The sequence below is a fragment of the Actinoplanes campanulatus genome, from assembly GCF_014647795.1.
In the GTDB taxonomy this organism is placed as follows: Bacteria; Actinomycetota; Actinomycetes; order Mycobacteriales; family Micromonosporaceae; genus Actinoplanes; species Actinoplanes campanulatus.
Genome location: NZ_BMPW01000022.1, coordinates 188,609 through 198,778, shown reverse-complemented (window position 1 = coordinate 198,778; position 10,170 = coordinate 188,609). Strand labels below are relative to the sequence as shown.

At 69.2% G+C, this 10,170-nt stretch carries 9 protein-coding genes; 2 read left to right on the top strand and 7 right to left on the bottom strand.

The features are described 5' to 3' along the window. The first annotated feature begins 367 nt into the window (after positions 1-367). Both IEZ13_RS35980 and IEZ13_RS35975 read left to right on the top strand, forming a co-directional pair. Positions 368-973 carry a hypothetical protein gene (locus IEZ13_RS35980; protein WP_183220117.1) on the top strand — a complete coding sequence of 202 codons (606 nt, stop codon included), beginning with the start codon at positions 368-370 and terminating at the stop codon, positions 971-973. A 255-nt stretch (positions 974-1,228) separates the two neighbouring features. Further along, a complete protein-coding gene (locus tag IEZ13_RS35975) occupies positions 1,229-2,011 on the top strand; it encodes a class I SAM-dependent methyltransferase (RefSeq protein ID WP_183220115.1) in 783 nt (260 codons plus the stop codon). Here the strand turns inward: IEZ13_RS35975 and IEZ13_RS35970 are convergent. The 7 genes from IEZ13_RS35970 to IEZ13_RS35940 form a co-directional block, all read right to left on the bottom strand. After that, a complete protein-coding gene (locus IEZ13_RS35970; RefSeq protein WP_183220113.1) occupies positions 1,965-3,317 on the bottom strand; it encodes an MFS transporter in 1,353 nt (450 codons plus the stop codon). The two genes, IEZ13_RS35975 and IEZ13_RS35970, sit on opposite strands and share 47 nt — an antisense overlap. Before the next feature lie 354 nt (positions 3,318-3,671). Beyond that, positions 3,672-5,021, bottom strand: coding sequence for an LLM class flavin-dependent oxidoreductase (locus IEZ13_RS35965; protein WP_183220112.1), 1,350 nt, complete (start codon positions 5,019-5,021; stop codon positions 3,672-3,674). Beyond that, entirely contained in the window at positions 5,021-5,917 is an 897-nt protein-coding gene (locus tag IEZ13_RS35960) for a TauD/TfdA dioxygenase family protein (protein WP_183220110.1), read from the bottom strand. The genes IEZ13_RS35965 and IEZ13_RS35960 overlap by 1 nt, the downstream gene beginning before the upstream one ends. Positions 5,918-5,944: 27 nt before the next feature. After that, on the bottom strand, positions 5,945-6,823 hold the full coding sequence (locus tag IEZ13_RS35955; RefSeq protein ID WP_183220108.1) for an ABC transporter permease: 879 nt from the start codon (positions 6,821-6,823) through the stop codon (positions 5,945-5,947). Next, on the bottom strand, positions 6,816-7,619 hold the full coding sequence (locus tag IEZ13_RS35950; protein ID WP_183220106.1) for an ABC transporter ATP-binding protein: 804 nt from the start codon (positions 7,617-7,619) through the stop codon (positions 6,816-6,818). Before IEZ13_RS35950 ends, IEZ13_RS35955 begins: the two co-directional genes overlap by 8 nt. After that, the gene (locus IEZ13_RS35945; protein ID WP_183220104.1) at positions 7,616-8,638 is read right to left on the bottom strand and encodes an ABC transporter substrate-binding protein; all 1,023 of its coding nucleotides are present in this window, start codon (positions 8,636-8,638) and stop codon (positions 7,616-7,618) included. Before IEZ13_RS35945 ends, IEZ13_RS35950 begins: the two co-directional genes overlap by 4 nt. A 451-nt stretch (positions 8,639-9,089) precedes the next feature. After that, positions 9,090-10,109 (bottom strand): sporulation protein, encoded by a 1,020-nt coding sequence (locus IEZ13_RS35940; protein WP_183220102.1) that lies wholly within the window; start codon positions 10,107-10,109, stop codon positions 9,090-9,092. Between the last annotated feature and the right edge of the window lie 61 nt (positions 10,110-10,170).

Sequence of the window (10,170 nt, the reverse complement as noted above, 5' to 3'; positions counted from 1 at the left end):
GCTCTACTTTACCCGCCGTTTCCGCCGTGTCAAATCCGCGTTTCGCAACCGAATTCAGCACCACAGAAACTGCACAGGCACCCCAATAGAAGCACGATGCTAGATCGTGCGATCTTGTTTGAGGTTCCTCCAGGACGGCCGCGCCGGGCCCCTGAATCAGGTCCCGCTCGCTCGCCCGTCTCCCTGGCGGCTCGGACAACATTACTCGCCGCCCCTCGCAACTCCAAATCGGGGGTCCCGCGACGCCCGTCACACCGATTTGTCGCGGTAAATCCTCAACTGCGCTCGCGCAAGACCGAGCAGCGCTCGTCCGAGGTGTGGGCGAGGCGGGCCCCACGGGGATGCTTCGAGGGCATATAACCGACGCATGCGCACTGACGAGCTCGCGGACCTGATCAGCGAGGTGCCCGGTACTGAGGTGACCGCGGCGCCCGGGGTGGTCACGGTGCATGTGCCGGCGATCGGGGACACGGCTCGGATCCTGTTCCGGGAGGTGCTGGACGCCTATGAGGTGTCGGTCCCGACCGGGGCGCCAGCGGTTCAGGTGAACATCAAGCGCGGACACGAGTCGCTGCCGTTCATCATCACGGTGGACGATGTGGTCTTCACACCGGCGTACGCGGATGATTTGGTGGATCCGGAGGATGAGCTGCTGGTCCCGGCCATGCCGGGGCTGCTGGGCTATTCGGAGATGCACCGGGACGTGCGGGCGCTCGGTAAGGCGATCGACGATCCCCAGCTGGAGCTGGATCCGGAGATCTTGGCGGCCACTCTGCTGGCGCACCGGTGCTTCATCGCCGGCGCCGTCCGGATGGGCCTCTGGCCGGTGCGGGTGGCGGCCTGGTGGGAGTACACGTCGGCCCGCGCGGCGAAGAGCATCCGGCTGGCACGCTTCCGCCCCGACCTCCGTTGGGACGAACTGATGGCGGATGTGGCCGAGGCCCGCCGCCAGACCACTCTGGCCGAACTCTGACCCGGGACACCCAGGCGGCCATGAGACCGTCGACAGGCTCGCCGCCCGCTTCCTCCACGACCCCCGCGACCCCGGCAGCCCCCGCGACCCCGGCAGCCCCCGCGGCCTCCTCGACCTCCGGGACCTCCGCAGCCCCCGCGGCCTCCTCGGCCTCCGGGACAACTGCCTAGGAGGGGCGATCCCTGGATGGACAGGGCAAGGCGTGGAAGGCCGAGAAGGGCCAGACTGGGTGCCAGGTCGATGGAGGGAGCGGAGATGACCACGGAACTGCGGCGGGTCTTTGACGAGGACGCGGAGCGGTATGACCGGGCTAGACCGGGATATCCGCCGCAGATCTTCGAGGATCTGGCGGCCGCGGGGGCGCCACCGCCCGCGCGGGTGCTGGAGATCGGACTCGGAACGGGCAAGGCGACGGTGTCACTTGCCGAGCGCGGCTACCGGATCACCGGGATCGAGCTGGGTGCTTCGCTCGCGGCGGCAGCACAGCGAAACCTGACGGACCATCCCGCGGTGACGATCGTGACCGGGAGCTTCGAGGAGTGGACGCTGCCGGAGGAGCCGTTCGACGTGGTGTTCGCGGCGACCTCCTTCCACTGGATCGACCCGGCCACCCGAGTGTCACGGTCGGCGGACGCGCTGCGGATCGGTGGGTTGCTGGCCACTGTCGCGACCCATCACATCAAGGGTGGCACCGAGGTGTTCTTTGCGGCGGCACAGCGGTTGTATGAGCGTTACGACCCGCGCACCCCACCGAACCTGCGATTGGAGCCGGCCCGGGACATCCCGCACGACGATGCGGAGATCGCGGCGTCCGACCGGTTCGGCCCGGCGGACTTTCACCGGTACGAGTGGGACGCCGCCTATACGACGTCGGAGTATCTGGATCTGCTGCTCACCTACTCGACCACCCGTTCGATGCCACGACCAGAGCAGTCCGCCCTGCTGGACGGCATCGGCCGGCTGATCGACGAGGAGCACGGCGGGCGGATCGTCAAGCGGTACCTGTCCGAGCTTCGGCTGGCCCGCCGTATACGGTGACCGGCCGCGGCACCCGGATGGCGCAGCACAGGGCACCGGCCAGCGCGGCCGCGTAGAGCAGTAGGACGGTGGTGTAGGAGGACTCGCCCGGCGACCAGGTCAGGACCGAGCCGCCGACCGCGGTGCCGAGGCTCCCGCCGACGGTGCGCATCACGGTGTTGACGGCGGCGGACACTCCGGTCTGTTCGCTCGGCACCGCTTCGACGACGAGTGCGCCGACTGCCGCGAAGGCCAGGCCGATGCCGGCGCCCATGACGAGGATGCCCAGGCAGACCTGTGCCAAGGTCTGGTGGCCGACCGCGAGGGCGAGGTAGGCGAGACCGGCGATGGCGATGCCGGCGGCGAGGGCGGCGCGTGGTCCCTGGCGTGCGGTGAGGCGGCGGTAGACCCGCATGATCAGCAGGTTGCCTACGGCGGTCGGCACCATCACCAAACCGACGACGGTGGGTCCGGCGTCGAACTTCTCGGCCACCAGTAACGGGATCACCATCCAGGAGCCGAACATGCCGAAGCCGAGCAGAAGGGTGGCCGCGTTGGTGGCACGGACGGTCGGAAGGGCCAGGGTTCGCAGGTCGACGAGTGGTTGGTCGGCTCGTCGCTGGCCGCGCCACCAGACCGGGGCGAGGATGGTGGCGCCGATCAGGGGCCAGTGCCAGCCGGGTGATCCGAAGCGGCTGATGGCCAGCAACAGGAGGCCCAGCCAGGTGGCGAGGAGGGCGGCTCCGTACCAGTCGATCCGGGTGTTGAGCGGCGCGCGCTCACCGGGCGGCAGGAGAAGGATCACCGGGATGATCGCCAGCGCGGAGACCATGGCGGGAATCAGGAACAGCCAGCGGGAGGAGAGCAGGCTGAGGATGGGGCCGGCGGTGATGGTGCCGGCGGCGCCGCCGACGCTCATCACGGTGGAGATGATCACGAAGGCGCGGGGGCGGCCGGGCGCCGGGAGGTGTTCTCTGACCAGGGCGAAGCAGAGAGGGAAGACAGCGCCGCCGAGGCCCTGCACGACCCGGCCGGCGACCATGACCGGCAGGTCGGAGGCGAGTGCGGAGGTTAGGGCACCGAGGCTCATGGCGGTGAGGGCGGCGATCAGGATGCGGCGTTTGCCGTAGATGTCGCCGAGCCGGCCGAGGACCGGTGTGGAGATCGAGGCGCTCAGCAGGAAAGCGGTGAGCAGCCAGGCCGTCGCGGACGGGGTGGCGTTCAGCTCGTCCTGGAAGACGCCGAGGGCGGGCACGACGAGCGACTGCAGGACCGAGTAGGCCGTCGTGGCTAGGCAGAGACCGCCGAGCGTGGCGCCGGGTTTCAAGATCAAACCTTCCGTCGGTACGGCCGGGGCACCCGAACAGGGGCACCGAACCGGCGGTGAAACGACCAGGAGGAACACCGTTCCGCCGCCGGACGGTCGTGCGGGGTGTTGCGGAACGCCCCGGCCGGCCGCGCCGGGGTGTTGCCCGGCAGCGCGGCCGGGCGGGTGGGCCGGTCGGTGCGTGGTCGGTCGGTGGGGGCGGGTCGGTCGGTGAGTCGGCCGGTGGGCCGGTCGGTCGGTGGTGGGGCGGTGGGCCGGTCGGTCGGTTGTGGGGCGGTGGTCGGGCGGTGGTGGGGCGGTGGTGGGGCGGTGGGCCGGTCGTTTGGTGGGTGGGCCGGTCGGTGGTGGGGCGGTCTACGGGAGTAGGGCGGGTGGGCGGGTGGTGGTGTTGATGTTGGCGGGGCGGGGTAGGCCGTAGTGTTCGCGCAGCGTGTGGCCGGTGTACTCGGTTCGGAAGCGGCCTCGTTCCTGGAGGATCGGGACTACCTGGTCTACGAAGGCGGCCAGGCCTGAGGGGAGGACCGGGGCCATGATGTTGAAGCCGTCGGCGGCGCCGGACTCGTACCAGTGCTCGAGTTTGTCGGCTACCTGGACGGGGGTTCCGGCGAAGGTGAGGTGGCCACGGCCGCCGCCGAGACGGCCGATCAGTTCGCGGACCGTGAGGCCCTCGCGGCGGCCCAGGTTGACGATCAGGGTGCGGCGGCTCTTGGCGCCCTCGATCTGCTCCTCCTCCGGCAGGTTCGCCGGGAGCGGGGCGTCGAGGGAGAGCTCGCCGGGTTCGACGCCGAGCAGGTCGGCGAGCTGGGTGAGGGCGTATTCGGGGCGGATCAGGCGTTCCAGTTCGGCTTCGAGTTCGCGCGCCTCCGACTCGGTGGCGCCGATGAGGGGCACGATCCCGGGGAGGATCTTGACGTGGTCGGGGTCGCGGCCGTGTTCGGCGGCGCGGCGTTTGAGGTCGTCGTAGAACGCCTGGGCGTCGGACAGGGTCTGGTGTGCGGTGAAGACGGCTTCGGCGTACTTCGCGGCGAAGTTGCGGCCGTTCTCCGACGAGCCGGCCTGGACCAGCACCGGGCGTCCCTGGGCGGAGCGCGGGAGGTTGAGGGCTCCGGCCACCGAGTAGTACCGGCCCTGGTGCGCCGGTGGGTAGATCCGGTCCTCATCGCCCCAGACGCCGGTCTCCTTGTCGGCGACGATGGCGTCGTCGTCCCAGGAGTCCCACAACTTGACGGAGACGTCGACGAACTCGGCGGCGCGCTCGTAGCGGTCCCGGTGGGTGGGCAGCGCGTCGAGGTTGAAGTTGCGGGCCGAGTCGAGGCCGGCCGTGGTGACGATGTTCCAGCCGGCCCGGCCGCCGCTCACGATGTCCAGGGAGGCGAACCGGCGGGCCAGGTTGTAGGGCTCGTTGTAGGTGGTGGACGCCGTGGCGATGAGCCCGATGTGCTGCGTGGCCCCGGCGAGGGCGGTGAGCAGCACGGTCGGTTCGAGGATGCCGGACGGGCGGCGGCCCACCTGGTCGAAGATGACCGGGACGTCGGCCAGGAACAGCGAGTCGAGCTTGCCGCGCTCGGCGATCCGGGCCAGGTTCTTGAAGTGCTCGACGTTCAGGTCGGCGTACGGGTCGCTCTCCGGAAGACGCCAGGCCGCCTCGTGGTGGCCGACACTCATCAGGAAGGCGTTGAGGTGAAGCTGTCCGGGACGGGTCATCACTGCACCTGCGGGGTGTAGTGGGTGGCCTCGTCGCCCTCGAGGATGTGGCTCCTGGTGCCGTCGGTGCCGACCGGGACGTCGCCGGCCACGGTGACACGGTGCAGCTTGCGGGCCAGGTCGCCGTAGTCGTCGGCGGCGTAGTGCTGGGTGGTGCGGTTGTCCCAGACCACGATGTCGCCGACCTGCCACTTGTGGCGCAGCGTGTTCTCGGGGCGGGTCACGTAGTGCTGGAGCAGGCGCAGGATGTCGCGGGACTCGGTACGGGACAGGCCGATGATCCCGGTGACGAAGTTGCCGATGAACAGGTTCGGCAGCCCGGAGTCGGGGTTGACGCGGACCACCGGGTGGGCGGTGCGGTAGCGGGTGGAGACGAAGACCTTGTGGTATTCCTCCACTTCGGCCGAGCGGAACTGCGGGTGCTCGGCGTAGTCGTACTCGTTGGAGTGCTCGGCCCACAGCCGGTCGGCCAGCACCCGCAGGTGCTCGGGCAGGTCGGCGTAGGCGGCCGCGGTGTTGGCGAAGAGGGTGTCGCCGCCGTAGGGCGGGATGACGAGGCTGCGCAGGGTGGTGGCCTTCGGCGGGGCGACCACGAACGTGACGTCGGTGTGCCAGGCGTTGGCCCGGGCCCCCTCGGCGCCGGCCACCTCGAGCACGTTGGCCTGGCCGTCGACGGACGGGACGGTCGGGTGGGCCAGGGTCAGCGGGCCGAAGATCGAGGCGAACCGCTGGTGCTGCTCGTCGTCGAGGTGCTGGCCGCGGAAGACCAGGACCTTGTGCTCGACCAGGGCGTCGTGGATCTCCTTGGCGGTGACGTCGTCCACCGGGTTACGAAGGTCGACGCCGGAGATCTCGGCTCCGATCCGGCCACCGAGGCGCGTGATGTCGATGCTCATTGTCGTTCCTTTCCGAAAGGGAGGGGCTTAGTTGGTGCGCCAGGTGGAGAAGCGGCGCTCGGTGACGATCAGGAGCTGGTTCACGATCAGGCCGATGGCGGAGATCGTGATGATTCCGGCGTACATGTCGGGGACCGCGAAGTTGTACTGGGCGTAGTTGATGAGGTAGCCGAGGCCGGCTTTCGCGCCGACCATCTCGGCGGCGATCAGGATGAGGATCGAGGCGGCGCCGGCCAGCCGGATCCCGGTGAAGATCGTCGGCACGGCGGCCGGGAGCACGACCTTCTGGAAGAGCCGCACCGGGCCCAGTCCCAGCGATCGGGCCGATTTGATCAAGAGCGGATCAACGGTACGGACGGCGCTGACCGTGTTCAGCAGGATCGGCCAGGTGCACCCGTACAGGATGATCGAGATCTTGGAGGTTTCGCCGAGTCCCAGGATCAGCACGAACACCGGCAGGATGGCCAGCGCCGCGGTGTTGCGGAACACCTCGAGCAGCGGGTTCAGCAGGTTCGCGACCGGGCTGTACCAGCCGATCAGCAGGCCGAGCGGCACCGCGATGAGAATGGCCAGGCCGAAGCCGGCGGCCGAGCGGACCAGGCTGGCCTCGGTGTGGGTCCACAGTTCGCCGGAGATCAGCAGGTCCCACCAGGCGACGAGGACCTCGGACAGCGGCGGCAGGAACGTCGGGTCGACCAGGTACTCCCCCGGGGCGGTCTCCCACTGCGGGGCGAGTTGCCAGACCAGGGCGAGCGCACCGATCGCCGCGATCCGGGTGAAGACGGTGGTGAGGAAGCGGGCGCCCGTGCGGTACCAGGGGTTCACGGGGGCCGGCGACGCGGTGACCCCGGCCACCGGGACGACCCGTTCCGACAGCGCGACCGGAACATCGGTGATGCTAGACATCGCTGCTCTCCAACTCCTCGCTCCGGGCGCGGTCGACCTCGTCGCGCAGCAGGCTCCAGATCTCGTGGCGGTAGTGCGTGAACTGCGGGTCGGAGCGCAGGTCCTCGGTGGCCGACCGGGCGTCGATCGGCACGTCCACGACCTCCTTGATCCGGCCCGGCCGGGAGGTCAGGACGGCGACGCGCTGGCCGAGGTAGACCGCCTCCTCGATGCCGTGGGTGATGAAGACGATGGTCTTGCCGGTCTTCTCCCAGATCCGCAGCAGTTCGTCCTGGAGGCCGTCGCGGGTCTGCGCGTCGAGGGCGGCGAACGGCTCGTCCATGAGCAGCACGTCCGGGTCGAAGGCAAGACTGCGGGCGATCGCCACCCGCTGCTTCATGCCGCCGGAGAGCTCATGCGGGTAGCGGTCGTGGAAGCCGGACAGGCCGACCAGGTCCAGGTACTCGCGGGCCTTCTCGGCACGTTCCCTCCGGCCGACGCCCTTGGCCTCCAGTCCGAACTCGACGTTGCCCTGGGCGGTGCGCCACGGCAGCAGCGCGTACTGCTGGAAGACGATGCCGCGGTCCAGGCCGGGGCCGGTGACCGGTTTGCCGTCGACCAGGATCCGGCCGCTGGAGATCTCGCTGAGGCCGCCGAGCAGGTCCAGGAGGGTGGACTTGCCGCAGCCGCTGGGACCGACGATGACCAGGAACTCGCCGTCGCGTACCTCGAGGTTGATGTTCTGGAGGGCGGTGACGGTGCGGCCGCGGGCCTGGAAGGTCTTGCCGACGTTCTCGAACACGATCTTGGCGGTCATGCGGCACCGCCGGTGGCGAAGGAGTTGTAGTCGTTGGAGTAGATGTCGGTGGCCTTGATGTCCTTCTTCAGCTCACCGGCCCGGTCCAGCCACTCGATCCAGGTTCTGAACTCGCGCTCCTCGATCACGCCACCCTTGCCGGCGACGCCGTAGCTCTTCCAGAACTTGGTCTGACTGTCGTCCTCCTCGCGGCCACGCTTCTTGATGATCTCCTGGAGCTTCGCGATGACCTCTTCGCGCGGTGTGGCGCGCGACCACTCGATGGCCTTGCCGACACCGGCGACGAAGGTTTTCACGGTGTCCGGGTTCTTCCTGATGAAGTCGTCGCGGAAGATGTAGCTGCCGGCCGTGAACTTCCCGAGCAGGTCGTAGTCGGTGTAGAGGGGGTGGATGCCGCCCCGCTCGAGGGCCTTGTCGCGCAGCGTGCCGCCGAGGGCGGCCACGTCGATCTGCTTGGCGCGCAGCGACTGCTCGGTGTTGACCGGCGGCACCACGATCAGTTCGACCTGCTTGATCTCCTCGTCGGTGAGACCTTCCTTGGCCAGGTAGGTCTTGGTGATCGCCTCGGAGTGGGCGCCGAGGGTGTTGACGCCGATCTTCTTGCCGATCAGGTCGCGGGCCGACTTGATCGGGCTGTCGTCGAGGACGTAGAAGCCGTTGAAGTTGACGTCGTCGACGCCGTAGTAGCCGACCACCGCGGTGATCGGCGCGCCCGAGGAGGCGAGCTTCACGATCGCGCCGTTGAACGCGCCGCCGAAGTCGGTGTCGCCGGTGGTGGCCGCCTGGATGTCCTGCGGGCCGCTGATCGTGTTGCCGATCCACTTGAGCTTGACGTCGCTCAGGTAGCCCAGGTCGGCGGCCAGTTCGGCGAGGGTCACGGCGCCGACGTTGCCCTGGTAGCGCAGTTCCTTGACCTGGTCGCCGGCGGCGGCCGAGCCGGATCCACCGCAGGCGGCGAGTGTGGTGACGGCGAGGACGCCGGCCAGCGCGGCGGCGAGGGCGGATCTACGGGTGGTCATCGGTACTCCTCAAGAGGGGCAGGCAGGGGTCATCGGCCGGGCGGCCACGGGCCGTCGGCGTATCTCAGGCAGGATTCAGCGCGCCGGCACGGAGGCGGGCGGGTTCACGATCGGTGTGACAGGCGGTGCGGCGGCTTCGCCGTCCGTCTCAACAGGCGCAGGTACACACCCGGAGGTAGTCGACGAAGCGGCGCCGGGTCAGGCGCTTGCTTCGGTTCATGTCAGCAACGTATGCCGCGGGGGACCGCCACGTCAGCGGGTTTGTGACCCAGCTCACATACATTTCCCATAGAGTGAGTGGGATATGAGGACCGTTCAGGCGGCGTTACCGCCCGTGACCTGCGACGACGCCCGGCTCACGAAGGCGTACCGGAAAAGGAGGAAGGGCGAGGGCGCACGATGCGCACCTCGCCCTTCTCAGCCGGAACTCACCCGCCGGCCGCGGGTCTGATCACTCGCCGAAGTCCCCGAAGGACTCGCCGATCTCCTCGATCGCCTCGCCGGCGAGGTAGCCCGCGGCCAGACCGCCCGCGATGCCCATCGCGGCGCCGCCCATGCCGTGGCCGCGGTGCCGGTAGTGGCCGTGGTGACCGTGGCCACCGCCTCGGTAGTGACCGTGATGGCCGTAACCCGGCTGCGGGTGGCCGTAACCGGGCTGCGGCGCGCCGTACCCGCCGAAGCCCGGCATCGACTTACGGCGGTCGACCGCCTGGCGGACCCAGCCGTCGACGACCTGGCGCCAGTCGGTGGTGTCGGCGTCGCCGTGCGACACCGTGTAGCGGCCGTAGGTGTCGTGGCCCTGCGTGAACAGGCCGCCGCGCTTGTCGAACTCCAGCACCACCTCGACCTGGTGCGGGCTGGTCACGAAGGTCAGCTCGACCTCGTTGATGCCGGCCGCCGCGTAGTGCTGGGGCGGGAAGTACTCGATCTCCTGGTAGAACGGGAGGGTCTGGTGGACGCCGTAGATCTGCCCGTACTCCAGGTCGGCGGACTTGAAGCGGAAGCCCAGCTGGGCGAACGCGTCCAGGATGCGCTGGTGGATCGGCAGCGGGTGCACGTGCACCGGGTCCAGGTCGCCCTTGTCGATCGCCCGGGCGATGGCCACCTCGGTGCGCACGCCCATCACCATGCCGCGCAGCGTCTGCCCGTAGACCGTGGTGATCGGCGTCTCCCACGGCATGTCGATCCGGAACGGCAGCGACAACTGCTGGCCGGGCGCCAGGCGCATCGGCCCGGTGACCGGGACCCGCAGGAAGTCGGTGACGGCCGAGTAGTCACCGCCGCCGCCCTCCACCTCCATCCGGGTGATCAGGCCGAGGGTGATGTGCTCGATGGCCGCGTCCTGCGTGCCGCCGACCAGATTCACATTGCCGGTCAGAGGAGCGCCCGGGTAGGTGCTCGGGTTGGACAGCACAGTGTCCACGCTCGGCCCGCCCACTCCGATGGCACCGAGCAACTTCTTGAAGACCACGATGTTCTCCCGCTAGAAAAAGGTGCCTCGGAAAACTAGCAACGCCCGCTGAACGAACGCT